Raw genomic sequence first — 371 nt, 5'->3', positions numbered from 1 at the left:
ACGAAGTCGGCGGCCTGGGCGACCTCCAGGGCGTGCCAGAGTTCGTCGTCGGTCGCGTCGGGTTTGCCGTAGCGGAGGTTGGTGGCGACGGTCCCGGAGAAGAGGTACGGCTTCTGGGGGACGAGTCCCACGGTCTTCGCCATGAGGGCGGGGTCGAGCGTGCGGACGTCGACGCCGTCGACGAGGACCTGGCCGCCGGTGGCGTCGAAGAGCCGGGGCACGAGTCCGAGGAGGGTCGACTTGCCGCTGCCGGTCGAGCCGATGATCGCGGTCGTCTCACCCGGGCGGGCTTCGAGGCCGACGTCCTTGAGGACGGACTCCTCCGCACCGGGGTACCGGAAGTCGGCACTCCGGACCTCCAGATGCCCCCG

1 protein-coding gene is annotated in these 371 nt (G+C 70.9%); it reads right to left on the bottom strand.

Features of this window, described 5'->3' with window-relative positions; all coding sequences use genetic code 11:
- On the bottom strand, positions 1-371 hold a 371-nt coding region (locus IF00_RS0140505), incomplete at both ends, for an ATP-binding cassette domain-containing protein (protein ID WP_030327150.1).

This window comes from Streptomyces flavochromogenes (assembly GCF_000717595.1).
Classification (GTDB): Bacteria; Actinomycetota; Actinomycetes; order Streptomycetales; family Streptomycetaceae; genus Streptomyces; species Streptomyces flavochromogenes.
This window is presented reverse-complemented; position numbering and strand designations above follow the sequence as displayed.